The organism is Nocardia vaccinii NBRC 15922 (assembly GCF_001613305.1).
Classification (GTDB): Bacteria; Actinomycetota; Actinomycetes; order Mycobacteriales; family Mycobacteriaceae; genus Nocardia; species Nocardia vaccinii.
Genome location: NZ_BDCC01000007.1, coordinates 318,909 through 344,603, shown reverse-complemented (window position 1 = coordinate 344,603; position 25,695 = coordinate 318,909). Strand labels below are relative to the sequence as shown.

The following is a 25,695-nucleotide window of genomic DNA, read 5'->3' as shown; positions in this document are numbered from 1 at the left end:
GCAGTCCCGTACTGCTGTGGATTATTCGTCACGCGGTACCCAATGCATTTGTCGCTGTCGTGATCTGGGACGCGTTCTGCTGATCACCGCTGGTATGCATGGCTACTCCGGTCCGGAATACATCTACCGTAGAACTGGACGCCTCCGACCACGAATTCAGCATCGACACGACATCTTCGACACCGTTGGCGATCTTCTGGCCCTGCTCCTGGTAGTCCTGACCAGCGTGAGACGCCTCGAACCCGACGTTCGCGATCCCCGTCGCATGCGCCTTCATCGCTTCGGCGTGCGGCTCCATCTTTTTCGCCATGTCCGACACGGCATGTGGGACGAACAGCATCGCTCCCCCTCCTGACCTCTCGGCAAACATCCACAGGCACACCGCTTCCGAGGTGTGCCGCATCGTTCGATGATGTCAGATGCGCACCGGCGAGGACACCGGAGCGGGTGACATTCACAGGCTTTCACCGCGGCGGCCGACCGGGTGCTGCGGGTCAGTCGCGCCAGCTCAACGCCATTCGCGCTACCTCGTGGGCGACCATCTGGCGCGAGCACGGTTCGACGTGGAAGTCGTTGTACTGCTCGCGGAACGTGTAGCAGCCGTCGCCGTCCACGTCGACCCAGCTGAAGTACTGCGGTGGGAAAGGGCGGCGGTCGCGCAGGGCGGCGCGGACCTCGATATGGCCCCAGCCGGCGCGGCGCACCGTGAGGAGGTTGCGCATTCGCTGGGCGGTGTTCTCCTGCGTGCCGGTCCAGGATTCCAGGCTCACCTCGATCCGGTCCACCGATTCGACGAGAGCGGGCCCGGTACCTGCGGGAACGGATCCGACGACTGCGGCGAAGACATTGGAAACCACTGCTGGAGAACCGATTTCGATGACGACGTTGCCGCCGAACTCGTCGGTCTGTCCCGGGCGCTGGAACAGGGTTACGCCGACGCTGCCGTCGATCGCCCCGTAGACGCGCAGTCGATGGCGGCGCTTGCCCAGCAGCGCCGCCGACACCTCCGGATCCGCCGCGACGCGCAGCGCGGCCGACAGGTCCGGATCACCCCCGGCGGGAAATCGCGCCCGCAGCTCCTCGGTTGCTTTCGCCGCCTCGCTCTGCCATTGCGCCGACGAGATCAGGCGCAGCGGAAAGGGATACCGATCCTTGTCGGTCTCCCGCCACTGATGCATGAACTCGTCGGGAGTGAACTCCCATTTCACCGATAATTGCCTTCACCATTGTCCCGCTGCGTCTGCGCCGCAGGGAAATTCGCACCGATCGCATCACCCGAGGCGGCATCGATCCGGCCGATCAGTTCTTCCTCGCGATCCATGATCAGATAGTCCGGCGTCTTGTGTTCGCGCTCTTCGTCTTCCGACTTGCGCGCCCCGGCGCCACCCATGCCGGGCATGCCCGAGGTTCCGGAACTGGTCGCCTTGGCGGCGCCGTTCGCCGAAGCCGCTGCCGCAGCGGCATTCCCGCTGCCGGTGCCCGGAATGCTCTGTCCCGCACCACCGGAACCGCCGCCGGCCGTCCCGCTGTCCAGACCGCCCAGGCCACCGCCGCCGCCGGAGCCCATACCCCCGTTGTATCCGGCGGTCCCGGTCGAGGTCGACGGGTTGAGACTCGACGAATCCGCCGACTGCGGTGAGGTATTCGAATTCGACGTGCCCTGATTCGCCGAACTCGGGGACTGCTGGGACTGATCCGAATTCGACGAATCCTTCTGCTGCGAGTTGTTCTGCTGTGAGTTGTCCGCGTTCTGCGCGTTGTTACTCGCGGAGTTGGCGTTGGCCGACGGACCGGACGATGCCGGACCGGACGGGTTCTGGTCATTGTTGCTGCCGGGCTTCGTGATCGACACGAATGTCGGCACGCCGGTGCCCGCCGGGGCGAATACCGGGTCGTAGTTGTTCTTCATCGCCGCGATGGCGGTCTGGTGGAGCTCATCCTCGGAGCGGCCGGCGGTCATCACGTTGTTCGGCGTGGTTACGCCGATCAGCGCACCGACCTGAGCAACTCCGGGTGACGTAGGGGTTGGCACGGCCGCCGCATTGCTCGGAGGCGGGACCGACAACTTCACGGCTTGGGCGCCATCAGCGACCGATCGAATCCGCGCAGATACCGCGGTGATCACGTCCTGCAACTGCGTCATCTGCTGGAAGAATTTCTGCGCGGCATCCGCTGCCGCGTTCGCAATCCGGCCTTTCGCCCCTTCGGCCAGTGCATTCTGAACCGCTAGATTCGAACCGAACAGGCCGCCGCCAAGGTTGGCGGCGATGTCATTCCAGTGCGTTGCGTGAGTCTGCAACATGCCGGGCAGCAGCGACTGAGCGCCGGAATAGATCTCTTGATGAGATTTGCCAGCCCAGTTCTCGAGGTCATTGATGTAAGGATTATCGGTGTCGTTGTACGACAGCTGGCTCTGCAAGCTTTGCGCACCTGCCCTGGCTGTATTCGCATCGTTTATCGCAGAGCCAGCTCTGGGATCTACTCCGAAAAGCTGGGTTAGTACGGAATTCGGCGAGCCGCCCCCCGGGTTGGTCATGCTCAGTTGCCCTTTCCGATCTCCGCCTCGATAATATTCGCTATGTCCAGCATGCCATCACAAGGAGGCGTTTGGCTGGAATCTGTCTCATCGGTGAGATCGGTATTTATTTGAACGAACCCAACCTTTGTGCGAAGATCGAGTTCGCAGCCCCCTTTGAATTTCTGGTCATTAACCCATACACCCTCCCGCCCATTCATGGTGACCGGCGTGGTGTGGGATGCATGCTTCTGGAGATCCTGCTCCCAGGGAACATTTCCTGAATTCACCGTGAGGTCCCTCAACTTGGACTTGAATCCACAGGTCAACCATGTTTGCTCTGCGACAAAATCTGTTACCCTGTGCCGCGAGGACGGATCGAACCCAGCTTTTTGGATTGCCTGGTCGCTGATCCATGTACAAGGGTCGAACACCACTTTTGGCAAGCCGTTGGAGTACTGATTGTTGTCCTGCGACGGTGGCTGAACCTTTGGGTCAGTAATCGTCGGCCGCGCAGCAGCGGTACTGACTGCCGCCGATGCGGACGAGACGTTCTCCGCATTTCCGGTGGAGTTCTCATCACTATTCGACGAGCAAGCGACAGTTGTCCCCACGACGGCCGCACAGATGCCGATCCAGACAGAAACCTTCATTTACCGACTCCATTCGCCGCAGTCTCGATCGCCTTCTTATGCAGTTCATCTGCATCCTGAATCTGCTTTGCAGCCAACAGATGCGCTGCGGCCAGCTCGAGGGCAGCCTCCTTGGCTCTTACCAGCGTCTCGACCAGGGCATCAGCTTTCTTCTCGAATCCAGACTTGAGCTCATTGGCCGAATGGATCTGTCCGAATCCGTCCAGCCTGCCAAGGTTCTTCGCGGCCTGTATCTGCGGGTCGATCGTATTCGTGACCAGCCGCTGGTATGCCTCAGCGCACTTCCTCGCGACCCCCTCCTCCATCGTGAACGTCCCCGCAGCAGCCTGCTGATACAGACTCTTCGCCGCCGACACCCCCGCATCCACGTCCCCCATCGCGCCCCCTCCTCAGAGTCCCATGTGGATCATCGCACTCTGGAAGACCCTACTTCACGGGCTATCCAATCGCTGGAGTCCATCGCGCCCGCAATCCCTCCCCTGGCCTCGTTCACCACCCGGGATACCCCGGACACCAGCCCCAACCCACACCTCCACCCAACCAAACTGCAACAGGTTCTTGCGCTGGCAGCGACTTCGACCATATAGTCCGTACACGTGTCCAGACAGCATAGGAGCTACCGGTGAGCGAGCGAACGACGCAGGTGTGCGTCCGGCGTCGCACGGCACCGGCGAGGGGACGACGTGCACGGACGGGTACCCGCGCGCTCGTGAGCTCGACGCGCCGGATTCGAGGAATGTCCGCCGAGCACCACTGATCGCGACCGCCGAACAAGCCGAACAATCTGCCGCAGAGGAGTTTTCACCATGGCCCGTTTCACCGGACGATCCGCGATCGTCACCGGCGCAGCGCAGGGTATCGGCGCCGTCTACGCCAAGGCGCTGGCCGCCGAGGGCGCGAAGGTCGTCGTCGCGGATCTGAACGCGGACAAGGGCGAGGAGGTCGCCAAGCAGATCGTCGCCGAGGGCGGAACCGCCGCGTTCCATCGCGTCGACGTGTCCGATCCCGAGTCGACCACCGCACTGGCCGAATTCACCGTGGCCGAATTCGGCGGCATCGATCATCTGGTCAACAACGCGGCGATCTACGGCGATATGAAGCTGGACCTGCTGCTGACCGTCCCGTGGGATTACTACAAGAAGTTCATGAGCGTGAACCTCGACGGCGCGCTGAACATGACCCGGGCGGTGTGGCAGCCGATGTCCAAGGATGGGGGCGGCTCGATCGTCAACCAGTCCTCCACGGCCGCCTGGCTGTACTCCGGGTTCTACGGCCTGGCCAAGGTCGGGGTCAACGGCCTGACTCAGCAACTGGCCACCGAACTCGGCGGCTCCAAGATCCGGATCAACGCCATCGCGCCCGGCCCGATCGACACCGAGGCCACCAAGACCGTCACCCCGGGCAATATGGTCAAGGACATGGTCAACCGACTTCCCTTGAAGCGCATGGGAACTCCGGAGGACCTGGTCGGCGCGTGCCTGTACCTGCTCTCGGACGAGGCGAGCTGGGTGACCGGCCACATCCTCAACGTCGACGGCGGACAGATCATCCGGTCATGAGCGAGCGCAGCGGAGGCAGGAGCGGCAACGACATCGGCGTCGGGTTCATCGGGCTGGGCAATATCGGCGCGCCGATGGCCGAACGGCTGCTGGATTGGCCAGGCGGACTGGTGGTCTGCGATATGCGGCCCGAGGCGCTGGAGAAATTCGTGGCGCGCGGCGCGAAGGCCGCGGCCTCGGCCGCCGAGGTCGCCGAACAGGCCGAGGTCATCTCGATCGTGGTCGTCGACGACGAGCAGGTGCGTTCGGTGGTCGCCGGCCCGGACGGCATCCTGAGTACCGCGCGGCCCGGCACCGTCGTCGCCGTGCACTCCACCATCAGCGACACCACCGCCGTGGATCTGGCGGGCGAATGCGCCTCTCGCGGTGTGGAATTGGTGGACGCTCCGATCAGCGGCGGCGCGGGCGGAGCCAAGCAGGGCAATCTCGCCATCATGGTGGGCGGCACCGAGGCCGCCTACGAGAAGGTACGGGAGCCGTTCGGCCGCTTCGCCGGACTGGTCGTGCATGCCGGCGAGGTCGGCGCGGGTACGCGAATGAAGTTGGCGCGCAACCTGTTGCACTTCGTCTCCTTCACCGCCGCAGCGGAGGCACAGCGCCTGGCCGAGGCCGCCGGCTTGGACATCACCGACCTGGGCAAGGTGGTCCGGCATTCCGATGCCATCACCGGCGGTGCGGGGGCGATCATGTTGCGCGACACCACCGCACCGGTGGCCGAGGACGATTTCTGGCATTCGATCCTGACCCACGTTCGCGGGCTGGGCGAGAAGGATCTGGCACTGGCCCTGGCGGTCGGTGATCGGCTCGAGGTTCCGCTACCGTTCGCCCGGCTGGCCCTGCAGGGCCTGGGCACCGGCCTGGGCGTCGGCCCCGGCGATATAGCCAAGGAGCAGGCATGAGCGGTCAGGGCCGGAGGCGGCAGCGAAGCGTCACCACGCAGGCCCCCGCACATGCCGAAAAGGACTACAGCATGAGCGGTCAGGGCCGCAGGCGGCAGCGAAGCGTCACCACGCAGGCCCCCGCACATGCCGGAAAGGAAGCAGCATGAGCGAGGAGACTGCGGCCGAACGCCGCGCACGCGGGCTGGCGAAGATGTCCGAGGTGTACGGCTGGGACTTCGCCGACGGCCCCGGCGACCATTTCGCCGTTACCGCGGACCACCTGTTCGCCGATATCTGGTCCCGGCCCGAACTGAGCATCCGGGATCGCCGGCTGCTGCTGATCGGCGCGCTCACCGCGCAGGGCCTGTTCGACGTCGCGGAGATTCAGGTCGGCTCGGCCCTGGGCAATGGCGAGTTCACCCCGGCGCAACTGCGGGAGATCTCGCTGTTTCTCTGCCACTACGTAGGCTGGCCCGCGGGAACCAGTTTGGACAGCGTGGTGGGCAAGGTGGTGGCGCGGCACGAGAAGAAGGTCGCCCGCGCCGCGGAAAGTCCCACCGAATGAGCCCGTGACCGGAGTTTCCGGTACCCGCGCAGCAGGATGAAGCCCCCCGAAATCGGCGATCGAACCAGACAGGAACCACACCAATGTCCGAAACCACCACCGTACGACCGCAGCGCGCGAACGCGATCACCGAATGGGATTTCGAGGCCGATGTGGTGATCGCCGGATACGGCGTCGCGGGCGCCTGCGCGGCCATCGAGGCCAAGCGGGCCGGCGCCGACGTGCTGGTGCTCGAGCGCACCGGCGGCTGGGGTGGCGCGGCATCGATGTCGGGCGGATTCATCTACCTCGGCGGCGGCACCGCACTGCAGAAGGCGCTGGGCTTCGAGGACACCCCCGAGAACATGGAGAAGTTCATGACCGCGGCCCTGGGGCCCGGCGTGGACGCCGCGAAGATCCACGACTACTGCCAGGGCAGTGTCGAACACTTCGATTGGCTTGTCGCCCAAGGCGTTCCGTTCAAGGAGGAGTTCTGGGGCGAGCCCGGCTGGGAGCCCGCACACGACGAGGGCCTGATGTACTCCGGCGGAGAGAATTCCGCGCCGTTCAAGGACATCGCCACCCCCGCGCCGCGCGGCCACCTGCCGCAGATGCAGAACAAGCGGATCGGTGAGCAGGGCGGCGGCTACATGCTGATGAAGCCGCTGATCGATACCGCCGAAAGTCTCGGTGTGCGTGCGGAATACGACATCCGCATTCAGCGCCTGATCGTGGACGAGGACGACCGCGTCGTCGGCGTGGTCGCCAAGCGTTACGGCAATCTCTTCAACGTGCGTGCCCGCCGCGGCGTGGTGCTCGCGACCGGCAGTTTCGCGTACAACCAGGAGATGATCGAGGCCTACGTGCCGCGGCTGCTCAACCGCCCGGCCGCCTCGATCGAGGAGCACGACGGCATCGGCATCAGGGTCGCGCAGGCCCTGGGCGCGCAGGTCGCGCACATGGACGCGGCCGAGGTGGCGTTCTTCGTGGATCCGCAGATGGTGGCGCGGGGCATCATGGTCAACGCCCGCGCCCAGCGCTACATCACCGAGGACACCTACTGCGGCCGGGTCGGCCAGGCCACCCTGAACCAGCAGGACAACAAGGCCTATCTGATCATGGACGAGCAGGCGCTCGAGGCCGCGCTGGCAACCGAGAGTTCGGTGACGTTCTTCCGGCAGCCGCCCAAGTGGGCCGCGGAGACCGTGGCGGAACTCGAATCCGATATGGGCCTGCCCGAGGGCACGCTGCAGACCACCGTCGAGGTCTACAACAAGCATGCGGCCGACGGTTCGGATCCGTTGCTGGGCAAGAAATCCGAGTGGGTCAAGCCGATCGGCACGCCGTTGGCCGGCTTCGATCTGCGCGAGCACACCGGCGGGTTCACGCTCGGCGGGTTGAAGACCGATCTGGATTCGCGGGTGCTGCACGTGTCCGGGGATCCGATTCCCGGGCTGTTCGCGGCGGGCCGATGCACCTCCGGCGTGTGCACCGGCGGGTACGCCAGCGGCACCTCGCTCGGGGACGGCAGCTTCTACGGACGTCGCGCGGGCAAGGCCGCAGCGGCCCCTATTCAAGACTGAAAGGAGTCCACGGCATGAACGGTCAGGACCGGAGGCAGCAGCAGAGCGGAACCACGGAGGGCCCCGCTCATGCCGTCGATGAGCACAGTCCCATGCGTTTCGGCATCGTCCTGTTCACCAGCGATCGCAATATCAGCCCGGCCGCGGCCGCGAAGGGCGCGGAGGATCGCGGGTTCGCGTCGTTCTTCGTTCCCGAACACACCCACATCCCGGTGAAACGTGAAGCGGCACACCCGACCACGGGCGATGCCAGCCTGCCCGACGACCGTTACACGCGCACCCTCGACCCGTGGGTGGCCCTGGGCACAGCCGCCGCGGTGACCGAGCGGATCGAATTGTCCACGGCGGTCGCGCTTCCCACCGAACACGATCCGATCACCCTGGCCAAGACCATCGCCACGCTCGATCACCTCTCGGGTGGCCGGGTCAGCCTGGGCGCCGGATTCGGTTGGAACACCGACGAACTCGCCGACCACGGCATCCCGGGCGCCAAGCGCCGCACCGCGCTGCGCGAGTACATCGAGGCGATGCGGGCGCTGTGGACCGAGGAGGAAGCGTCCTACGACGGCGAATTCGTGAAATTCGGTCCCAGCTGGGCCTGGCCCAAGCCGACGCAGGACAAGATCGACGTGCTGATCGGCACCGCCGGCACCGAGAAGGGTTTCCGCTGGATCGCCCGTTCGGCCGATGGCTGGATCACCACCCCGTACGAGCAGGACCTGCTGCTCGAGCGGCTGCAACTGCTGCGCAAGGTGTGGCAGGAGGCCGAGCGCACCGACACCCCGCGCGTGGTCGCCCTGGCGGGAAAGCCCGATCCGGCGCAGCTGACCGCCTGGGCCGAGGCCGGGGTCACCGACGTGCTGTTCGGCCTCCCGGACAAGCCCGAAGCCGATGTGCTGGCCTACCTGGACCGGCTGTCTGCCAAACTGGCGCCACTGGGCCTACCGGCCTGACCATCCCCGCCCGATCGCCGAGAGTGAGACCTTAGCGTGCGTATCGCCCTGCTGTCCTACCGCAGCAAGACCCACTGTGGGGGGCAGGGGGTGTACGTGCGGTACCTGAGTTCGGGACTGGCCGAACTCGGCCACGAGGTGGAGGTCTTCTCCGGTCCGCCCTATCCGGAACTGCTCGATCCGCGGGTGCGGCTGACCGAGGTGCCGAGTCTGGATCTGTACCGCGACGAAGATCCGTTCCGCACGCCGCGGCCGAGCGAGATCCGGGATCGGATCGATCTGCTCGAACTGGGCACCATGTGGACCGCGGGCTTCCCGGAACCACGCACCTTCAGCCTGCGCGCGGCCCAGCTGTTGCGCACGCGGGCAGCGGATTTCGATGTGGTGCACGACAATCAGTGCCTGGGCTCGGGCCTGCTGGACATCGCCCGGCAGCTGCCGGTGGTCGCCACCATCCACCATCCGATCACCCGGGACCGCGCCGTGGATCTGGCCGCCGCGCCGTGGCGGCGCAAGCTGTTCGTCCAGCGCTGGTACGGCTTCCTGGGCATGCAGCGGCGCGTGGCCCGGCAGATTCCGGACCTGATCACGGTCTCCTCCTCCTCGGCCACCGATATCGCCGACGATTTCGGCGTCGCGGCCGGACAGCTGCGCGTGGTGCCGCTCGGCGTGGACACCGAACTGTTCCGCCCGCGCGAGGGACGCGTCCCGGGCCGCATCGTCGCGGTCGCCAGCGCCGACAAACCGCTCAAGGGCATATCACATCTGCTGCAGGCGATTTCGCGATTGCGCCTGGCGCACGACGTGGAGTTGCAGCTGGTCGCCAAGCTGGACCCCGACGGGCCCACCGAGAAGTTGATCGCCGAACTGGGCCTGGCCGACGTCGTCACGGTCAGCAGCGGCCTGTCCGACACCGATCTTGCCGAACTGCTCAGCTCCGCCGAGATCTCCTGCATCCCTTCGATGTACGAGGGCTTCTCGCTGCCCGCGGTGGAGGCGATGGCCAGTGGCACCCCGTTGGTCGCCAGCCGGGCCGGCGCACTGCCCGAGGTGGTCGGCGATTGCGCCGAACTCGTCGAACCGGGCAACGTGGCCGAATTGGCCAGGGCCATCGGCGGTCTGCTGGATTCGCGCCGCCGGCTCGACGAGATCGGCGCCGCCGGGCGACGCCGGGCACTGTCGGTATACAGCTGGGAAGCCGTTGCCGCACAGACTGTTTCGGTGTACGAGCAGGCCATCTCGAGGTACCGCATAGACGAGGAGAGCAACTAGATGTTGACCGTAGATTTCGACCGGCTGGGGGTCGGACCGGGCACCCGCGTCATCGATGTGGGCGCGGGTCTGGGGCGGCATTCCTTCGAGGCGTACCGCCGGGGCGCGGATATCGTCGCCTTCGATCAGAACGCCGATGATCTGGCCCAGGTCAAGGTGATGTTCGGTGCGATGGCCGAGGCGGGCGAGGCACCCGGGCACGCGCGTGCGGAGGCCGTACAGGGCGATGCGCTGGCGCTGCCGTACGAGGACGGCGAATTCGACGTCGTCATCGCCTCGGAAATCCTCGAGCACATCCCGGCGGACGATCGGGCCATCGCCGAACTGGTGCGGGTGCTCGCGCCCGGCGGTGCGCTGGTGGTGACGGTGCCGCGTTGGCTTCCCGAGCGGATCTGCTGGCTGTTCTCGGACGAGTACCACGCCAACGAGGGCGGGCACGTGCGGATCTATCGCGCCGACGAATTGCGCCGCAAGATCGCCGGTCTCGGTATGCGATTCATCCACAGCGCCCATGCGCACGCGCTGCACTCGCCGTACTGGTGGCTCAAGTGCCTGGCGGGCGTATCCAACGAGAAGCATTGGGCGGTCACCTCCTATCACCGAATGCTGGTGTGGGACATGATGAAACGGCCGTGGCTGACCCGAACCGCGGAATCCGCGCTGGATCCGCTGATCGGGAAGAGCGTGGCGCTGTACTTCACCAAACCGGCGGTGCGGCGTGGCGGATTCTGAGCTGCCGGCGGTCGCCGGTGTGCTGACCGCCGCCCAGATTCGCCACACCGCTGAATCCATTGCCGCACAACAGGAATCCGATGGCGCGCTGCCCTGGTTCAGCGGCGGGCACACCGATCCGTGGGATCATCTCGAGAACGCCATGGCGCTCACATCGGCGGGACTGCTGGACGCGGCCCGCGCCGCGTACGCCTGGTCCGAGCGCACGCAACGTCCGGATGGCAGCTGGCCCAGTGAGTTTCGTGACGGAGCCGTGGCAGTCGAGGACGCCGACACCAATTTCTGCGCCTACATCGCCACCGGGGTCTGGCATTACGTGTGCAGTACCGGTGATCGCGCGTTCGGGGCCCGGATGTGGCCCACGGTGTGCGCGGCCATCGATTACGTCGTCTCGCTGCAACAGGGTCGCAACGGCGAGATCTACTGGTTGCGCGGGCCGCACGGCGTGGTGCCCGAGGCGCTGCTGACCGGCTGCGCGAGCATGTTCCACAGTATTCGCTGCGCACTGGCCCTGGCCGAGCTGCTGGGTATCGCCCAGCCCGAATGGGAGGTCGCGGCGCTGCGGCTCGGCCATGCCATCCGGCATCACCCCGAGGCGTTCGGCGAGAAGGACCGCTATTCGATGGACTGGTACTATCCGGTCTTGTGCGGTGCGTACGACGGTACGGCCGCGATGGCCCGAATCGACTCCCGCTGGGACGATTTCGTGGTCGGCGATCTGGGCATCCGCTGCGTCGCCGATCGGCCCTGGGTGACCGGTGCGGAGACCTGCGAGCTGGTGCTGACACTGGACCGGCTCGGCCATCGCGATCGCGCGCTGCGACTACTCGCGGCCATGCAGCACCTCCGCGAGGAGGACGGATCCTACTGGACCGGACTGGTATTCGCGGACGGCAAACGCTGGCCCGAGGAGCGCACCACATGGACCGGAGCGGCGATGATCCTGGCCGCCGACGCGTTGTCCCGCGCGACGCCCGGTAACGGGATCTTCCGCGAGCTAGCCGCCCCGATCGATATCACCGACGGATTCGCCTGTGACTGCGTGGGTTCGCGCCGCTGATCCGCGGCGCGAACTCCGCATTCAGTTCCGGCCTCCGCAGCCGGTGTCGTGCTCGAGCACGCGCAACGATCCGGTCACCGAAACCTCGCGGAAGTTGCCGCTGTCCAACGCCTTTCGATAGATGTTGTACGGCGCGCGGCCGCCGTCGGCCGGATCCGGGAACACGTCGTGGATCGCCAGCGCTCCGCCCGCGGCAACCCAGTGCGCCCAGTTGTCGTAATCGCGCTGGGCGGCCTCCTCGGTATGCCCGCCGTCGATGAACAGCAGCCGGATCGGCGTGCGCCACATCTTCGCGACCGTGGCCGAGGAGCCCAGCACGCCCACGACCGTATCGGTGAGTCCGGCGCGCACGATGGCGCGGCGAAATTCGGTGACGCTATCGAATTTCCCGGTTTCCGGATCGACCAGCGAGCTGTCGTGATACTCCCAGCCGGGCTGATGTTCCTCCGAGCCCTGATGGTGATCGATCGTATAAACGGTCGCACCGGTTTCCCGCGCGGCCGCGCCGAGATATATCGACGACTTCCCGCAATAGGTGCCGATTTCGGCGATGATTCCGTCACCGGCGTATCGGCACGCGGCCTCGTACAGCGCTCGCCCTTCCTCGGGCGGCATGAAGCCGGTTGTTTGCTCGGCAATGTCGAACAATTGCGTCGTAGCCGTGGAGATCACCGAATCGGCACGAGTCATCAGCGGAGAACCTTTCTGTCGGCAAGCCTGCGCGCAGATAACCGCGGCGGTGCGAGTTGCCCTCGAAGCGGCACCATAGTAGCATCCGGACACGTGTCCGATCCCCTTTCCGCAGAGCCGCCCGCGGTGAATATGGAGGCTACCCGCCGCCGCCTCACCGAGAAACAGGCCGACACCGTCGACCGGCTGACCAAGGCCGCGCTGGAGGTGCTCTCTCGCGAGGGTTTCGCCGGTCTGACCGTGCGCATGGTCGCGGCCACCGCGGGCGTCGGCACGGCCACCGCATACACCTATTTCTCCTCCAAGGAGCATCTCGTCGCGGAGGTGTTCTGGCGTCGCCTGGCCGCCACCCAGCCGCCCATCGCCGGCCTCACCGACCCGACCCGGCGCGTCGTCGCGGTGCTACGCCAGATCGCCATGCTCGTCGCCGATGAACCGGCTCTCGCGGGCGCGGTAACCAGCGCCTTGCTCGGCACCGATCCGGACGTCTCGCACCTGCGCACCCGAATTGGCACCGAAATTCGCAAACGCCTGCTCGAGGCCCTGGGCCCCGACGCCGACCTCGATATCGTGGAAACCCTGGAATTGCTCTACGCGGGCGCCCTGGTCCGCGCGGGTGTCGGCTACGCCTCCTACGCCGAAATCGCCGACCGCCTGGAAAAATCCGCTCTTCAGGTGCTCACCGACTGAAATTCCGGAGACCGGAATTCACAGGACGAGATCAGTCAACCGATTCCGATCGATTCGAATCCGAATCGGCAGATCCACTGCGAACCCGGTCCCCGGTTTCAGGATGTGCACCGGCCGATAGTGCCCCACACCGTGATCGAGTGCGTACGTCTCGATCGATGTCACTTCGCTGTCCGAAACACTCACCAGCCAGTACCACGGAATCCCGGCGGCCGCGTATTCCCATCTCGGGCACGCTTGGCTGCCGGATAGGCGAGGCGATCTCGGCAACCATCCGTGGCTCGTGGGTTCAGTCGCCGTCGAGTATCTCGCGCAGCCGCCGGGCGAACGCCTCCGGCTGGCCCGGGTAGCCGTTCTCCGGGCCGGTGAAGCCGCCGTGGTGACTGGGAAATACGGCCGGGCGAGCGCCGAGGAGGACTGCGGTGGATTCGGAGGTCCGGTCGGTGAGAGTGCCCGCCGACTCCTCGCCGACGGCGATCACGATCCGCGTCCCGGCGGCGGTGAGGGCCTCGATGTCCAGGTGGTAGCCGGTCACCGGGGCCGAGCGGTCGGACAGCAGCGGGTCGTCGCGGGAGCCGTCGTCCGCGGTGGGCATACCGAACATGGCGGGATCGGCCGGGGGCTGGGCGAAGAACTCGTCGGTGAATTCGCCCTTCCACATGGTCACCGTCATGAATGCCGCCATTCCGGCGCCGAACCCCTTGGCCTGGTATGCCGCACGCATTCCGGCGAAGGCGCGCATCGCAGCCTCGGCGTCGGGCAGCACAGTGGGCAGCGGCGGCTCGTGCGCGACCAGAGTTGTCACATCGCCGGGATGGGCCGCCACGAGAGCCAGCGCGGTGATCGCGCCGCCGCTGCTGGCGAACATCTGCACCGGTCCGACGCCGAGCGCCTCGATCACCGCGTGCACATCCGCCGCCTGGGTCTCGGGCACGCTGTCCGTGCGACCGTCGTTGCGGGTGCTGCGGCCCAGGCCACGCGGGTCGTAGGTGATCGAGGTGCGATCGGGCAGTTCGGCGACCAACGCACCGAATCCCTCGGCGCACATGGGCTGGCCGATCATGAACAGCGGCGGTCGCCCGTCGGCGGTGGGCAGGGGGCCGTGGACGTCGTAGACAATCCTCGCGCCCTCGATATCGAGAGTGTGCGTCGTCATGCCAGTGTCGACGTCACACCGCCCCGGAATTCATCGGTCCCGGCCCGCCTCGAGATGTCGTTCGTACTGCGCGCGGGCCCGGTCGTAGGCGGTGCGGAGCAGATCGCGAGTCACCGGGTCGGTGCGGGTCCCCGGATTCACCACCGCGAGCCAGCCCGCCGAGCCGTACACCGGGTGCGGCAGCACGGTGTCATCCATGCCGTAATCGGTTGACGCACTGTCGATCTCGCGCGGCGTACGGCCCACCTGACGAATGAACTCCGCACGCCCGGCGGCGATGTTCACCCGGAACGCACCGGGCCGGTCCAAGCGCGACGCCTCGTCGCCCGGATAGTTCTTGGTGACGATCGTCGCGAAGGGCTGCGCCGAACTCGGCGTACCGCCGTCGCCCGAGTAGTAGAAGAACGTGTCTCCCCAGCTGATCTCAGGCGAGCCGTCGCCCGGGCCGGGACGCATGATCAGCACATTTTCGAGGGCTTCGAGGAATTCGATGATGTCATCCGGAGTCATGCCTTCCAGCCTGTCATTGAACTTCCCAGTGAGGATTTACCGAGAAATACCACGTCGATCGTCCATGAAGTTCACAGCATCTACACCCCGACCGGGGACCCGGACACACGCACGGCCACGAGCCGAGCCATCACATGCCGAAACCGCACAGCCCGCGGTCCCACCGGGGTTGTCGCGATCACAGTTCTGTAGTAGCGTCCAGACACGTGTCCATGAGGATGGGCTCGGTACGTCGGAAGGGTGTTGACGATGACGTTGGTCAAGCCGCGGCAGGTGTCCGGTGGCGAGCACGAGCACGGGCATCTGGAGGAGTTCCGCACCGATCCGATCGCCCTGATGCGGCGCGTGCGCTCGGAGTGCGGGGATGTCGGGTCGTTCCGGCTGGCGGACAAGGACGTCATCCTGCTGTCGGGGTCCGAGGCGAACGAGTTCTTCTTCCGCTCCAGCGATGCCGATCTCGACCAGGGTGCGGCGTATCCGTTCATGAAGCCGATCTTCGGCGAGGGCGTGGTCTTCGACGCCAGCCCCGAACGTCGCAAGGAGATGCTGCACAATCAGGCGCTGCGCGGCGAGCATATGCGCGGCCACGCGGAAACCATTGCGCGCGAAGTGAACGCGATCGTCGAACGCTGGGACGACGAGGGCGAGATCGATCTGCTGGAGTTCTTCGCCGAGCTCACCATCTACACCTCCTCGGCCTGTCTGATCGGCAAGAAGTTCCGCAACGAACTCGACGGCCGATTCGCGCATCTGTACCACGAACTCGAGCAGGGCACCGACGCACTGTGCTACGTCGACCCCTACGCGCCCATCGAGAGCTTCCGCCGCCGCGACGAGGCGCGTGCGCAACTGGTCGAGCTGGTGCAGGGCATCATGGACGGCCGGATCGCGAATCCCCCTGTGGGCAAAGAGGATCGGGACATGCTCGACGTGCTGGTCTCGATCAAGGACGAGGAGGGCAATCTGCGCTTCTCGGCCAGCGAGATCACCGGCATCTTCATCTCGATGATGTTCGCCGGACACCACACCACCTCCGGCACCGCCGCGTGGACGGTGATCGAACTGCTGCGTCACCCCGACCAGCTCGACCGCGTCGTCACCGAACTGGACGAGCTCTACGCCGACGGCAAGGATGTGAGCTTCCATGCGCTGCGGCAGATTCCGCAGCTCGAGGCGACTCTGAAGGAGACGCTGCGGCTGCATCCGCCGCTGATCATCCTGATGCGGGTCGCCCGCGACGAATTCGACGTGTGCGGAAACCGCATCGCCCCGGGCGATCTCGTTGCCGCGACCCCAGCGGTGTCCAACCGGATCGCCGAGGACTTCCCGAATCCGGACGATTTCGACCCGGGCCGCTACATCGACCCCAACCAGCAGGATTTGCTCAACCGCTGGACCTGGATCCCGTTCGGCGCGGGCCGGCACCGCTGCGTGGGTGCGGCGTTCGCGACCATGCAGTTGCAGGCGATCTTCTCGATCCTGTTGCGGGACTGGGAATTCGAGATGGCCCAGCCATCGGACAGCTACCGCAACGATCACTCCAAGATGGTCGTGCAGTTGCAGCAGCCGTGCGCGGTGCGTTACCGCCGCCGACAGCGCTGACCGGCAACCGTAAGCGGGCCACACCGATTCGGTGTGGCCCGCGCTGTATGTTCGATAAGTTACTGCGGCAGAACGGCTTCGATGGCAGACACGACCGCCGGATCCTTCGGCTCGGTCCGCGGCCGGAATCGGCCCACGACATTGCCCTCGGCATCGACGAGGAACTTCTCGAAGTTCCACTGGATGTCACCGGCCGTGCCCTCGGCATCGGCGGTCTGCACCAGCTCCTGATACAGCGGATGCCGCGCCTCACCGTTGACGTCGACCTTCTCCAGCAGCGGAAAATCGACACCATAGGTGGTGGAGCAGAATTCGGCGATCTCCTCCGCGGTACCGGGCTCCTGGCCCATGAACTGATTACACGGCACGCCGACCACACTGAATCCGCGCGGCCCGTAGGTCTGCTGGAGTTCGACCAGACCCGTGTACTGCGGGGTCAGGCCGCACTTCGAGGCCACGTTGACCACCAGCAGCGCCTTGTCACCGGCCAATTCGGCCAAGGTGGTGGGCGTGTCGGCAAGGGTTTTGACGGGAATCTCTCGAATGCTCACAAGGGGAGATGCTACCTCCGATTCACTCCGCTAGGCCGTCCCGTAATCCACCCGCCAGTGCTTGATTCCATTGATCCACCCCGACCGCAACCGCACCGGCTCCTCGACTTCCCGCAGCTCCGGCATGGTGTCGGCGATCGCATTGAACATCAGATCGATCTCCAGCCTGGCCAGATTCGCCCCGACGCAGTAGTGCGTCCCGGTCCCGCCGAAGCCCAAATGCGGATTCGGATCGCGCAGAACGTCGAAACTGAACGGATCATCGAATTCGGCTTCGTCGAAATTGGCCGAACTGTAGAACAACCCGAGCCGCTGCCCGGCGGCGATCCGCTGACCGGCCAGCTCCACATCGCGGGTCGCGGTGCGCTGGAAGACGCTCACGGGAGTCGCCCAGCGCACGATCTCGTCGGGCGCGGTGGCCGGACGCCGCTGTCGGTACAGCTCCCACTGTTCGGGATGATCCACGAACGCCTTCATCCCGTGCGTGATCGCGTTGCGGGTGGTCTCGTTCCCCGCGACGGTCAGCAGCATCATGAAGAATCCGAATTCGTCCGAGGTCAGCGCCTCACCATCGACATCGGCGTTGACGAGCCTGCTGACGATGTCGTCGAGCGGATGCACCCGCCGCTGATCGGCCATCGCGTACGCGTAACCGATCAACTCCACGGTGGCCAGCTTGCCGTCGCGATATTCCGGATCGTCGGCGCTGAGCAACTCGTTGGACCAGGTGAACAGCTTGTACCGGTCCTCCTGCGGCACCCCGAGCAGTTCGGCGATGGCCTGTAACGGCAATTCGCACGCCACCTGCTGAACGAAGTCACCGCCACCGATCTGCTTGGCGGCGTGCACGATTCGCTCCGCGCGTTCGGTCAGCACAGCCCGCAGGCTCTCGACGGCGCGCGGCGTGAATCCCTGCGAGATGATCCGGCGCAGTTTGGTGTGCCGCGGCGGATCCATGTTCAGCATCAGCGAGGTGTTCGCGACCTCCCGCTCCTCGGGCGTGCCGTTCGGGTCTATCCGGATGAGCGCGCCATTGGCCTGCGAGGAGTAGATCTCCGGATGACGCGAGATCTCCCGGATGTCCTCGTGCCGGCTCACCACCCAGTACCCGCCGTCGTCGAACGGGGCCGCGTATTCCGGGATCTGGGCGTTCCACCAGACCGGGGCGGTGCGCCGGAGTTCGGCGAATTCCGCGACAGGACTGCGCACTTCCCACAGGGCGGGGTCGGTGAAGTCGAACCCGGCGGGGATCGAAGGCTCGGGCATGACCCCTCCTCACCGTTCGCGACTATGCGAACCGGGACGGAAATGAAACGGGTTCTACGATTGAAGCACTTCGCGGGCCCTCTCCGCAGGCATCCGGGAACCTTTCCCTCGACGGTGATCAAGACCGCCTGATCGGCCCCTTGACGAGAGCGCGACAAACCGGATCTTCACCAGAATTAGAACTTGTTCTACAGTGGCTTCGAGGCACGCGCCCCGATCTGCCCACGACTACTTCGAGGATGAGGTAACGAACCATGACCGTCTCTCCGCACAGCGCGGGAACCAGCGAGGCCGATTACATCGTCGTGGGCGCGGGCAGCTCCGGCGCCGTGGTCGCGGGCCGGCTGGCCGAGAACGGCGCTCGCGTGATCCTGCTGGAGGCCGGGCGCAAGGACAACACCCGGCTGGTGACCAGTCCGGGCATGATCACGATGGTGCACACCGTCCCCCAGCTCAAGCATCGGGTGACCTGGAGCCAGTATTCGATTCCGCAGAAGTACGCCAACGACCGCGCGATCCCGATGACCCGCGGCAAGGTGCTCGGCGGTTCCAGCTCGGTCAACGGCATGCTGTTCGTGCGCGGCAACCGGGCCAACTTCGACTCCTGGGCGGCCGAGGGCTGTGCGGGCTGGGAGTACGAGAACGTCCTGGCCGCATACAAGAAGCTGGAGAACTGGGAGGAGGGCGCCAGCGAATACCGCGGCGCGGGCGGCCCCATCCAGGTCACCCGGCAGCAGGAGCTGACTCCGATCTCGCAGCTGTTCATGCAGGCCGCCTCGGAGACCCTGAACGTCCCGCGCATCGCCGACTACAACGGCGAATCGCAGGAGGGCATCAGCATCTTCCAGCAGAGCGTGCGAAATGGGTTGCGCTACAGCTCCTCTCGCGGTTTCATCACCGAGCGGCCGAATCCGAACCTGACCGTGCTGACCCACACACACGTCGCGCGGGTGGTCATCGAGAAGGGCCGGGCGACCGGCGTGGAGGTCATCGACTCCAAGGGCGGCCGCCGGATCATCCGCGCCGCCAAGGAGGTCGTGGTCTCCGGCGGCGTGATGGCCTCGGCGCAGATCCTGATGCTCTCGGGCATCGGCCCGGCCGGACACCTGCGCGATCTCGGCATCGACGTCCAGGCCGATCTACCGGTCGGCCAGAACCTGCACGACCATCTGTTCGTGCCGATGACGTTCGTCTCCAAGAAGGCCATCCACCACGGCACCCCGGCCTATTTCGCCCGCGGCATCATGCGCGAGCTGATGAAACCGGGCAGCTCTTGGATGGGCCGCACTGTGTTCGAGGTGGCCGGATTCGTCAAGACCAAATTCGCCACCGGCGACGTGCCGGATATGCAGATCCACGCCCTGCCCTGGAGCTATCCGGTGCCGAACCAGGACGAGGACAAGCTGCACATGGTGGACAAGCGCTCCGCGCTGACCGTCTTCCCGACCCTCATCTACCCCAAGAGCCGCGGCGAGGTGCGCCTGGCCTCGAACGATCCGCTGGCCTCGCCGCTGATCGACCCGGGCTACCTGTCCGATTCGGCCGATACGGAATTCCTCGTCGAGGCCATCCGGCTGATCCGCGAGATCATGGCGAACAAGACCATCGCCGGGGATATCACCGAGGAATACTCTCCCGGCCCGGATCTGATGGACGAGACGGCGCTGCGCGCCGAGCTGCCCAACCGCATCCACTCGGTGTACCACCCGGTCGGCACCTGCCGGATGGGTGTGGACGAGCGCGCGGTCGTGGATCCGACGCTGAAGGTCAACGGCATCGAGGGCCTGCGCGTCGCGGACGCCTCGATCATGCCGAGCATCACCGGCGGCAACACCAACGCCCCGTGCTACATGATCGGCGAGATGGCGGCCCAGTTCATCACCGCCGGAAAGTAATTCGCTGAACCGCAGACCCGGGCCCGCCCTCGTTGCGAGCCCGGGTCCACTGCTGTGTGCGCGCTGGAAAACACACCCGCGGCCTGCCCACAGACTTGCAGCCGGTCCACGCACGTTGCCGGGCCGCGAATCTGGAGCCGGCCCGAGGGCGACTGTTCGCGGGCGAACTCGGTGGTGACGCTGAGGCTCAGTGCGCCGCAGGACGAACGTGCCCGCGCCGCGGCCGCGGGCCACGATCGGCCGCGCGGCCCGCTTCCCGGGTCGCAACGCGGTGCGGTTGCACGGCGCGATGGGTAGGACCGAGGAACTCGCGATCGGCCGGGCACGTGTGATCACCCGCACAATCCGGCGACTTTACTTGACCGAACATTTGCTGTTGGCAACTCTTGTTTAGTGCAAGTTGACGAGGAACCGGTTGGCGAGCCGCGCCCGGACGTGGCGGCGTTGGAGATCCTGACGCGCACACTGGTCGGAATCGCCTGGGACAGCGCACATGTCGCCCCACCCGGAGTCACCTTCCCGCAAATGCGGCTGCTGCTGGTTCTGCAAACCCTGGGCCGGGTGCCGTGCTCACGTCTGGCAACGGCGCTGGGCGTCAACGCCTCGTCGGTGACGCGGCTGGCGGACAAGCTCGAGAGCCGCGGTTATCTGAGCCGCGGCACCGACGCGCACAACCGCAGCGTGGTCACCGTCGAGGTGACCGAGGCCGGGCGACAGATCGTGGACGAGGTGCTCGACGCTCGCCACGCCGCGTTCCGCACCATCCTCGATCAACTGCCGGAAGAGAAACGGCAGGCGATTTCGGCGGCCGCACACGACCTGGTGCGTGCCGCCGCGGAGACCTCGGTGAGTCTGGTGGGTGCGTTATGAAATTCCGGCACGGTTCCGCTGCCCGGGCGACGCGCGAACACGCGGCGCATCTGGGCGACTTCAACGTCAGACCACGGATGCTGGCCATCGCCGGCCTGGCGATCCCGGTCGGCGCGGCCGCGGCCCTGGCGGCCTACGGCCTGCTGAAGCTGATCGGGCTGATCACGAATCTCGTTTTCTACCAACGCGTCAGCACCGCGATGATCGCCCCTGGCGCACAGCATCACCCGTGGTGGCTGGTCCTGATCGCGCCGATCATCGGCGGTCTGGTGATCGGATTGATGGCCCGCTACGGATCGGAGAAGATCCGCGGGCACGGCATGCCCGAGGCGATCGAGGCCATCCTCACCGGCGGCAGCCGGGTGGCCCCGCGCGTCGCGATCCTGAAACCGGTGTCCTCGGCGATCAGCATCGGCTCGGGCGGGCCGTTCGGCGCCGAAGGTCCGATCATCATGACCGGCGGCGCCATCGGCTCGATCCTGGCGCAGTTGCTGAAACTGACCGCCGACGAGCGCAAGGCCCTGCTGGTGGCCGGTGCGGCGGGTGGTATGGCCGCGACCTTCAACGCGCCGCTGGCATCGATTCTGCTCGCGGTGGAACTGCTGCTGTTCGAATGGCGGCCGCGCAGTTTCATTCCCGTCGCCACGGCGGTCGTGATCGCCACGATGTGCCGGTGGCTGCTGTTGGGCAACAGTCCGGTGTTCGCCGTGCCCACATCGGCCGGCACGCCCGGCGCGCTCACCGACGCGCTGGCCCTGATTCCCGGTATCACCGGCGGTCTGCTGGCTATCGCCGCGACCGCGTTGGTCTACCTCGCCGAGGACGGCTTCGGGCGACTGCCGGTGCACTGGATGTGGTGGCCCGCCATCGGTGGCGTGATCATCGGTGTGGGCGGCCTGATCGAACCGCGTGCGCTCGGCGTGGGGTACGACGTCATCGATCAGCTGCTGACCGGACGGGGCACGGTTTCGCTGATCATCGGAATTCTGGTGGTCAAGACGCTGATCTGGTCGATCTCCCTGGGATCGGGCACATCCGGCGGCGTGCTCGCGCCGGTGTTCATGATCGGTGCGGCGCTCGGCGCCGCCGAGGGCGGGCTGCTGCCGCATGCGACGGCCGGGCTCTGGGCGATGTGCGGTCTGGCCGCGGTGGTCGGCGGTGTGATGCGCTCGCCGCTGACCGGAATCGTCTTCACCTGTGAGCTGACCCACGCCTGGAACGATCTGATGCCGCTGGTGGTGGCCTCGGTCTCGGCCTACGCGGTGTCGGTGCTGCTGCTCAAGCGTTCGGTGCTCACCGAGAAGATCGCCCGCCGGCGCCTGCATCTGACCCGCGAATACACCACCGATCCGCTGGAGACGTTCTTCGCCGCCGAGGTGATGCATACCGATCCGGTGGTGCTGTCGGCCGCTGAAACGATCGAAAAGGTATTGCCCCGCACCCGTTTCGCGACGTTGTATCCGGTGGTGGATCCGGCCGGGCAACTCATCGGCGTCACCACCCGCAACCGGCTGGCATTGTGCGCGGACGGAAACGTCGGCGCGTCGGTGGTTCCCGCCCGCGCGATCGTGCATCCGGACGACACCCTGCGCGAGGTGGCCAACAAACTGGCGACCGCCGATGTCACCTACGCGCCGGTGGTGGATCGCGACAGCCCCACCCGTCTGCTCGGGGTGATCGCGTTCGAGCAGCTGCTGCATGCTCGTCGCCGGGATCTGCACGAGGAACACCACCGCGAGCGGGTGCTGACGCTGCGTGATCAGCGTCCCACGTCGCGTCGTCGGCCGCCGCGCTTCCGGCATACCGCCCCGCAACCGAAGGTGGATTCCGTGACGACGAATACCTAACGGTTGCAAGGTAATACACCGCAAACCGAATTCGAGGGGCCCGAGCTCGCGACAGCGCGAGTCCGGGCCCCTCGCCGGTCCCGCGATCCGATCCGCCGCACCGGGAACAACGAAGCACCATTGCGTGTTGTGATGAGTACGGCTATGGTTGGCATCGTTCGCAGCTTGTGGATGTAGGTGGACACGGTCCCTCCCACGAGAGTTCTCCAGCCCGCACCTCCCGGAATCCGCGCCGATCGGATCATTTTCCGATCCGCCGCATTCGAACCGGTACGGCCCCTTCGGCGAAGCGCTGCCCGCACGATGCGCGCATCCGCCGCCACCAGACCGCGCATTCCCTCTCAGGAGTAGAAACCCATGAAAGACAACATGAATCACACCCAGGAGCCGGGCACATCGGTGACCGGCATCCTCGACATCACCGGAAACCACGCGGCACTGCGGGTCGAGGGATATCTGCCCGGCCCGAACGACGTCCACGTCCCGCCGCGCCTGATCCGCGAATACGGCCTGCGCCGGGGCGACACCGTCACCGGAACCGCGGGCACGCCGCGAGAGGGCGTCAAATTCGCCCCGTTGACCGGCGTCGATCGGATCAATGGCCTACCGCCCGAAAATGCCCGGCGCCGACCGCATTTCGCCGATCTGACGCCCATCTATCCACAGGACCGTCTGCGACTCGAGACCGAACCGCACGAGATGACCACGCGCATAACGGATCTGATCATGCCGATCGGCAAGGGGCAACGCGCCCTGATCGTCGCACCGCCCAAGGCGGGCAAAACCTCTGTGCTGCAGTCGATCGCGCACGGCATCGCGAAGAACCACCCCGAATGCCAGCTGATGCTGGTACTCGTCGGCGAACGGCCCGAGGAGGTCACCGACCTGTCCCGCGCGGTGCCCGCCGATATCGCCGCGGCCACGTTCGACCTGCCCGCCCGCGATCACATCGCGCTGGCCGAACTCGCCATCGAACATGCCAAACGTCTCGTCGAAACCGGCCGCGACGTCGTGGTTCTGCTGGATTCACTGACCCGGCTGGCACGCGCCTACAACCTCGCGGCCGCGGGATCGGGCCGCATCCTGTCCGGCGGCGTGGACGCCGGAGCCCTGGCCCCGCCGAAGAAGTTCCTCGGCGCGGCCCGCAACATCGAGAACGGCGGATCGCTCACCATCATCGCCACCACCCTGGTGGAAACCGGTTCGACCGCCGACACCGTCATCTTCGAGGAGTACAAGAGCACCGGCAACGCCGAGCTCAAACTCGACCGCCACATCGCCGATCGACGCACCTTCCCCGCGGTCGACATCGAACGCTCCAGCACCCGCAAGGAGGAGCTGCTGCTGACTCCCGACGAACTCGCCGCCACCCGATCGCTGCGCGGCACGCTCGCCGGACGCGATCCCGGCCAGTCCGTCGAACTGCTGCTGACCGGCCTGCGGCAGACCGAGACGAACGCCGAATTCCTCACCCAGATCCGCACCGCCGCGCACTGATCACGACCAGCGCGTTCCACTCCACGAATGTTCCGGCGGCGTGCCACGGAGCGTCCCTCGAGCAATCGCGTCGCTCGCCCCGGGTAGCCTGTGTGCAAGATCTTCACCAGCGCGCCCACCCGCACGGGTGTGCGCCAGCAGCACCCGCACAGCTCGTCTCGCCCCGGATTCCGGTGTCGCACGATGCTGCGCAGCCGGTCAGAAAGGGGGCCGCCACATGCGCACGGCGCTCGTCATCCGTGGCACCGATCCGCAGTCCACGCTCGACGATACGACCGGCCGATGTGCCCCCGGAGGGTGCCGCTGATGTCACGGGAGGAATTCCTGCGCCGAGTCCGTGACGGCCTCAAGGCGCTGCCCGACGACGATCGCACGGTCAGCCTTTTCCCCGGTCACCGGCGCGGCGCGGCCGATCTGTCCCCCGCCGATCGCAGCACGATCGTCGAACTGTTCATCGAACGTCTCGAATACCACGGCGCGCGCATCGCGCGAGTGAGTGAAGCCGGCATTCCCGAGGCCGTGGACGCGGCCCTGCGCGCTCAGCGAGCCACCGCGGTCGCCGCACCGCACGGCCTGCCCGAGGACTGGCTCGGGCTCTGGGCCGAGCGGCAGGACAACCAGATCCTCACCGACGACTCCCATATCAGCGCCGCGGAACTGGACGACGCGGATGCCATGGTGACCACCTGCGCCGGCGCGGTCGCCGACGCCGGGGCCGTGGTGCTGGACGGCGGGCCCGGCCAGGGTTTCCGCGGTCGCACCCTCGCGCCCGAATGCCATATCTGCGTGGTCCGCACGGCACAGATCGATTCCTCCCTGCCCGAGGTCCTGGACAAACTCGATTCCCGCCGCCCGATCACGTGGTGCGGCGGACCCACCGCGCCGTCGGACGCCAAGGCCCGCAATCACGGCCGTCATCGGCAGCGGCAGCTGATCGTGCTCATCGTGGACTCCGCCGAGACTCGCTGACCCGATTCCGCGCCCGTTCACGATCTGTCGCAAGTTCTCCTTGAGCCCGCCGCAAGTCCGTGGCGGCATCGTCTTCTTCGACACCGGTAGCACTCACCGCTGTTGACCCGCACGGCCCGGACATCGGCCACGATCCGCCTCGAGGGGTGCGGATCCGGTCGCTGCCCGGCTCGCCCAGTCCGTTCGGGGATTCGCCGCCGCAGGAGGAGGTGGCGGCGAATCCACACCCGGCAGGACAACCGCCCGGCCGGGCCTGTGCACGAGGGGTGACAGGCCCGGGCGGCAGTATCCGTTGCCCCCTTGTGATCTTGATCTCCCGCACATCGCCGTATCCTCGGAAATGAATGGGTGAGGAAGGCGCCAACTAGATTGGGAGCGACGATGGAAACTGTGGTCGTCT

General features: G+C 66.3%; 26 protein-coding genes. 16 read left to right on the top strand and 10 right to left on the bottom strand.

Annotated features, from left to right (window positions below; genetic code table 11):
* Window positions 1-28: 28 nt before the first annotated feature.
* From NV1_RS04255 to NV1_RS04240, 5 genes are all read right to left on the bottom strand, one after another.
* Complete coding sequence (locus tag NV1_RS04255; RefSeq protein WP_067885618.1) at window positions 29-403, bottom strand: hypothetical protein; 375 nt, start codon at window positions 401-403, stop codon at window positions 29-31.
* A gap of 91 nt (window positions 404-494) precedes the next feature.
* The gene (locus NV1_RS04250; RefSeq protein WP_067885616.1) at window positions 495-1,208 is read right to left on the bottom strand and encodes an ESX secretion-associated protein EspG; all 714 of its coding nucleotides are present in this window, start codon (window positions 1,206-1,208) and stop codon (window positions 495-497) included.
* Complete coding sequence (locus NV1_RS04245; protein WP_067885614.1) at window positions 1,205-2,419, bottom strand: hypothetical protein; 1,215 nt, start codon at window positions 2,417-2,419, stop codon at window positions 1,205-1,207. The genes NV1_RS04250 and NV1_RS04245 overlap by 4 nt, the downstream gene beginning before the upstream one ends.
* Before the next feature lie 119 nt (window positions 2,420-2,538).
* Window positions 2,539-3,168 carry a DUF3558 family protein gene (locus NV1_RS41825; RefSeq protein WP_084525050.1) on the bottom strand — a complete coding sequence of 210 codons (630 nt, stop codon included), beginning with the start codon at window positions 3,166-3,168 and terminating at the stop codon, window positions 2,539-2,541.
* Window positions 3,165-3,545: a hypothetical protein gene (locus NV1_RS04240; protein ID WP_067885612.1), complete on the bottom strand. Its 381-nt coding sequence runs from the start codon at window positions 3,543-3,545 to the stop codon at window positions 3,165-3,167. Before NV1_RS04240 ends, NV1_RS41825 begins: the two co-directional genes overlap by 4 nt.
* 429 nt (window positions 3,546-3,974) lie before the next feature.
* Between NV1_RS04240 and NV1_RS04235 the strand changes: the two genes are divergently transcribed.
* From NV1_RS04235 to NV1_RS04200, 9 genes are all read left to right on the top strand, one after another.
* Window positions 3,975-4,727 (top strand): SDR family oxidoreductase, encoded by a 753-nt coding sequence (locus tag NV1_RS04235; protein WP_067885611.1) that lies wholly within the window; start codon window positions 3,975-3,977, stop codon window positions 4,725-4,727.
* Window positions 4,724-5,626: an NAD(P)-dependent oxidoreductase gene (locus NV1_RS04230; protein ID WP_067885609.1), complete on the top strand. Its 903-nt coding sequence runs from the start codon at window positions 4,724-4,726 to the stop codon at window positions 5,624-5,626. The genes NV1_RS04235 and NV1_RS04230 overlap by 4 nt, the downstream gene beginning before the upstream one ends.
* Window positions 5,623-5,775 carry a hypothetical protein gene (locus tag NV1_RS43230; RefSeq protein ID WP_157116542.1) on the top strand — a complete coding sequence of 51 codons (153 nt, stop codon included), beginning with the start codon at window positions 5,623-5,625 and terminating at the stop codon, window positions 5,773-5,775. The genes NV1_RS04230 and NV1_RS43230 overlap by 4 nt, the downstream gene beginning before the upstream one ends.
* Window positions 5,772-6,173, top strand: coding sequence for a carboxymuconolactone decarboxylase family protein (locus tag NV1_RS04225; protein WP_067885607.1), 402 nt, complete (start codon window positions 5,772-5,774; stop codon window positions 6,171-6,173). The genes NV1_RS43230 and NV1_RS04225 overlap by 4 nt, the downstream gene beginning before the upstream one ends.
* An 83-nt stretch (window positions 6,174-6,256) precedes the next feature.
* The gene (locus tag NV1_RS04220) at window positions 6,257-7,735 is read left to right on the top strand and encodes an FAD-dependent oxidoreductase (RefSeq protein ID WP_067885605.1); all 1,479 of its coding nucleotides are present in this window, start codon (window positions 6,257-6,259) and stop codon (window positions 7,733-7,735) included.
* Window positions 7,736-7,827: 92 nt separating this feature from the next.
* Window positions 7,828-8,688, top strand: a complete 861-nt coding sequence (locus NV1_RS04215; RefSeq protein WP_067885603.1) for an LLM class F420-dependent oxidoreductase — start codon at window positions 7,828-7,830, stop codon at window positions 8,686-8,688.
* 36 nt (window positions 8,689-8,724) lie between these two features.
* On the top strand, window positions 8,725-9,960 hold the full coding sequence (locus NV1_RS04210; RefSeq protein ID WP_067885601.1) for a glycosyltransferase family 4 protein: 1,236 nt from the start codon (window positions 8,725-8,727) through the stop codon (window positions 9,958-9,960).
* Window positions 9,961-10,692, top strand: a complete 732-nt coding sequence (locus NV1_RS04205) for a class I SAM-dependent methyltransferase (protein WP_067885599.1) — start codon at window positions 9,961-9,963, stop codon at window positions 10,690-10,692.
* Complete coding sequence (locus tag NV1_RS04200; protein ID WP_067885597.1) at window positions 10,679-11,752, top strand: prenyltransferase; 1,074 nt, start codon at window positions 10,679-10,681, stop codon at window positions 11,750-11,752. The genes NV1_RS04205 and NV1_RS04200 overlap by 14 nt, the downstream gene beginning before the upstream one ends.
* A gap of 21 nt (window positions 11,753-11,773) precedes the next feature.
* Here the strand turns inward: NV1_RS04200 and NV1_RS04195 are convergent, their stop codons facing one another.
* Window positions 11,774-12,442: a class I SAM-dependent methyltransferase gene (locus NV1_RS04195; protein WP_067885596.1), complete on the bottom strand. Its 669-nt coding sequence runs from the start codon at window positions 12,440-12,442 to the stop codon at window positions 11,774-11,776.
* Window positions 12,443-12,568: 126 nt separating this feature from the next.
* Between NV1_RS04195 and NV1_RS04190 the strand changes: the two genes are divergently transcribed.
* Window positions 12,569-13,132, top strand: coding sequence for a TetR/AcrR family transcriptional regulator (locus tag NV1_RS04190; RefSeq protein ID WP_067885594.1), 564 nt, complete (start codon window positions 12,569-12,571; stop codon window positions 13,130-13,132).
* 289 nt (window positions 13,133-13,421) lie between these two features.
* On the opposite strand, the gene NV1_RS04185 is transcribed toward NV1_RS04190, so the two are convergent.
* Entirely contained in the window at window positions 13,422-14,288 is an 867-nt protein-coding gene (locus tag NV1_RS04185) for an alpha/beta fold hydrolase (protein ID WP_067885592.1), read from the bottom strand.
* A gap of 30 nt (window positions 14,289-14,318) precedes the next feature.
* Window positions 14,319-14,798 carry a DUF6194 family protein gene (locus tag NV1_RS04180; RefSeq protein WP_067885590.1) on the bottom strand — a complete coding sequence of 160 codons (480 nt, stop codon included), beginning with the start codon at window positions 14,796-14,798 and terminating at the stop codon, window positions 14,319-14,321.
* Window positions 14,799-15,047: 249 nt separating this feature from the next.
* Between NV1_RS04180 and cyp51 the strand changes: the two genes are divergently transcribed.
* Entirely contained in the window at window positions 15,048-16,400 is a 1,353-nt protein-coding gene (gene cyp51, locus NV1_RS04175; RefSeq protein WP_067885587.1) for a lanosterol 14-alpha demethylase, read from the top strand.
* A 59-nt stretch (window positions 16,401-16,459) separates the two neighbouring features.
* Here the strand turns inward: cyp51 and NV1_RS04170 are convergent, their stop codons facing one another.
* Window positions 16,460-16,951, bottom strand: a complete 492-nt coding sequence (locus NV1_RS04170; protein ID WP_067885585.1) for a glutathione peroxidase — start codon at window positions 16,949-16,951, stop codon at window positions 16,460-16,462.
* Window positions 16,952-16,981: 30 nt separating this feature from the next.
* On the bottom strand, window positions 16,982-18,217 hold the full coding sequence (locus NV1_RS04165) for a cytochrome P450 (protein WP_067885583.1): 1,236 nt from the start codon (window positions 18,215-18,217) through the stop codon (window positions 16,982-16,984).
* A gap of 254 nt (window positions 18,218-18,471) precedes the next feature.
* Here NV1_RS04165 and NV1_RS04160 point away from each other — a divergent pair, with 254 nt between their 5' ends.
* The 5 genes from NV1_RS04160 to NV1_RS04135 all read left to right on the top strand — a co-directional run bounded on the left by NV1_RS04160 (window position 18,472) and on the right by NV1_RS04135 (window position 25,295).
* The gene (locus NV1_RS04160; protein WP_067885582.1) at window positions 18,472-20,112 is read left to right on the top strand and encodes a GMC family oxidoreductase; all 1,641 of its coding nucleotides are present in this window, start codon (window positions 18,472-18,474) and stop codon (window positions 20,110-20,112) included.
* A gap of 393 nt (window positions 20,113-20,505) precedes the next feature.
* Window positions 20,506-20,982 carry a MarR family winged helix-turn-helix transcriptional regulator gene (locus NV1_RS04150; RefSeq protein ID WP_067885578.1) on the top strand — a complete coding sequence of 159 codons (477 nt, stop codon included), beginning with the start codon at window positions 20,506-20,508 and terminating at the stop codon, window positions 20,980-20,982.
* On the top strand, window positions 20,979-22,829 hold the full coding sequence (locus NV1_RS04145; protein ID WP_067885576.1) for a chloride channel protein: 1,851 nt from the start codon (window positions 20,979-20,981) through the stop codon (window positions 22,827-22,829). The genes NV1_RS04150 and NV1_RS04145 overlap by 4 nt, the downstream gene beginning before the upstream one ends.
* A gap of 357 nt (window positions 22,830-23,186) precedes the next feature.
* The gene (locus NV1_RS04140) at window positions 23,187-24,326 is read left to right on the top strand and encodes a transcription termination factor Rho, short form (protein WP_067885574.1); all 1,140 of its coding nucleotides are present in this window, start codon (window positions 23,187-23,189) and stop codon (window positions 24,324-24,326) included.
* Between the two features lie 306 nt (window positions 24,327-24,632).
* Window positions 24,633-25,295: an LUD domain-containing protein gene (locus NV1_RS04135; RefSeq protein ID WP_169813286.1), complete on the top strand. Its 663-nt coding sequence runs from the start codon at window positions 24,633-24,635 to the stop codon at window positions 25,293-25,295.
* Window positions 25,296-25,695: the final 400 nt, after the last annotated feature.

Excerpts from the sequence above, each read along its gene's own strand:
- NV1_RS04235 (WP_067885611.1), top strand. The coding sequence starts at position 3,975 with ATGGCCCGTTTCACCGGACGATCCGCGATCGTCACCGGCGCAGCGCAG.
- cyp51 (WP_067885587.1), top strand. The coding sequence starts at position 15,048 with ATGACGTTGGTCAAGCCGCGGCAGGTGTCCGGTGGCGAGCACGAGCAC.
- NV1_RS04145 (WP_067885576.1), top strand. The coding sequence starts at position 20,979 with ATGAAATTCCGGCACGGTTCCGCTGCCCGGGCGACGCGCGAACACGCG.
- NV1_RS04240 (WP_067885612.1), bottom strand. The coding sequence starts at position 3,545 with ATGGGGGACGTGGATGCGGGGGTGTCGGCGGCGAAGAGTCTGTATCAG.
- NV1_RS04140 (WP_067885574.1), top strand. The coding sequence starts at position 23,187 with ATGAAAGACAACATGAATCACACCCAGGAGCCGGGCACATCGGTGACC.
- NV1_RS04215 (WP_067885603.1), top strand. The coding sequence starts at position 7,828 with ATGCGTTTCGGCATCGTCCTGTTCACCAGCGATCGCAATATCAGCCCG.
- NV1_RS04220 (WP_067885605.1), top strand. The coding sequence starts at position 6,257 with ATGTCCGAAACCACCACCGTACGACCGCAGCGCGCGAACGCGATCACC.
- NV1_RS04180 (WP_067885590.1), bottom strand. The coding sequence starts at position 14,798 with ATGACTCCGGATGACATCATCGAATTCCTCGAAGCCCTCGAAAATGTG.
- NV1_RS04255 (WP_067885618.1), bottom strand. The coding sequence starts at position 403 with ATGCGGCACACCTCGGAAGCGGTGTGCCTGTGGATGTTTGCCGAGAGG.
- NV1_RS04185 (WP_067885592.1), bottom strand. The coding sequence starts at position 14,288 with ATGACGACGCACACTCTCGATATCGAGGGCGCGAGGATTGTCTACGAC.
- NV1_RS04195 (WP_067885596.1), bottom strand. The coding sequence starts at position 12,442 with ATGACTCGTGCCGATTCGGTGATCTCCACGGCTACGACGCAATTGTTC.
- NV1_RS41825 (WP_084525050.1), bottom strand. The coding sequence starts at position 3,168 with ATGAAGGTTTCTGTCTGGATCGGCATCTGTGCGGCCGTCGTGGGGACA.
- NV1_RS04160 (WP_067885582.1), top strand. The coding sequence starts at position 18,472 with ATGACCGTCTCTCCGCACAGCGCGGGAACCAGCGAGGCCGATTACATC.
- NV1_RS04225 (WP_067885607.1), top strand. The coding sequence starts at position 5,772 with ATGAGCGAGGAGACTGCGGCCGAACGCCGCGCACGCGGGCTGGCGAAG.
- NV1_RS04205 (WP_067885599.1), top strand. The coding sequence starts at position 9,961 with ATGTTGACCGTAGATTTCGACCGGCTGGGGGTCGGACCGGGCACCCGC.
- NV1_RS04165 (WP_067885583.1), bottom strand. The coding sequence starts at position 18,217 with ATGCCCGAGCCTTCGATCCCCGCCGGGTTCGACTTCACCGACCCCGCC.
- NV1_RS43230 (WP_157116542.1), top strand. The coding sequence starts at position 5,623 with ATGAGCGGTCAGGGCCGGAGGCGGCAGCGAAGCGTCACCACGCAGGCC.
- NV1_RS04230 (WP_067885609.1), top strand. The coding sequence starts at position 4,724 with ATGAGCGAGCGCAGCGGAGGCAGGAGCGGCAACGACATCGGCGTCGGG.
- NV1_RS04135 (WP_169813286.1), top strand. The coding sequence starts at position 24,633 with ATGTCACGGGAGGAATTCCTGCGCCGAGTCCGTGACGGCCTCAAGGCG.